The sequence below is a fragment of the Neisseria sp. P0020.S003 genome (assembly GCF_051957095.1).
GTDB classification, from domain to species: Bacteria; Pseudomonadota; Gammaproteobacteria; order Burkholderiales; family Neisseriaceae; genus Neisseria; species Neisseria subflava.
Window position 1 is genome coordinate 1 of record NZ_JBQCWU010000043.1, and the last position, 796, is coordinate 796.

Consider the following 796-nt stretch of genomic DNA (forward strand, 5'->3'; position numbering starts at 1 on the left):
GAAAAAACACAGGCAGAGCTTATCGAAGAGTTGTGCTATATGCGCGCAAAGGTTGCCTACCTAAAGGAGTTAAAAGCCCTCAGCAAAAAGCGGACCGAAAAGAACAAAGCCAAACCGTCCAAGCACTGAGGGCGCAACACCCGCTCAAATACCTGCTGCACATCGCAAACCTGCCCAAAAGCAGCTTTTACTACCATCACCAAGACCGACCCGACCCCGATGAAGCCGACAAAACCCTCCTTGTCGAAACCTACCGGCGGCATAAAGGACGCTACGGACAAAGGCGCATTGCCGCATCATTGGATTGGAACCGCAAAAAAGCAGCGAGGTTGATGAAGCAGTTGGGGCTGAAAGCCAAAATACGGGCGAAAAAAGCCTACCGCCATCCCGACATGGGCGAGATATCGGAACACCTCCTCAAACGCCGGTTCAAAGCCCAAAAGCCCAATGAAAAATGGCTGACCGACGTGACCGAACTCAAAGGGAAGGACGGCAAACTGTACCTCTCGCCGATATTGGACCTGTTCAACCGCGAGATCATCGCCTACGCCATGAGCCGCAATGCTAACAGCGAAATGGTGAAGGAAATGCTCGAAAAAGCCGCACCCCGTCTGACTGATAAAGGAACGATGCTTCATTCGGACCAAGGTGTGCTGTACCGTACGGCGGGGTATAGGGAATTGCTTGCGGAGCATTCCATGATTCAAAGCATGTCGCGAAAGGCGAATTGTTGGGACAATGCGCCGATGGAGAGTTTCTTTGCGGTGTTGAAGACGGAGTGTTTCTATAACGCAGG

General features: G+C 52.0%; 1 protein-coding gene. It reads left to right on the forward strand.

Going from position 1 to position 796, the window contains the following annotated elements; all coding sequences use genetic code 11:
* Positions 1 to 32: 32 nt before the first annotated feature.
* Positions 33 to 796 (forward strand): IS3 family transposase (locus ACTHTQ_RS11230; protein ID WP_440363964.1); only part of this gene is annotated, 764 nt, incomplete at its 3' end.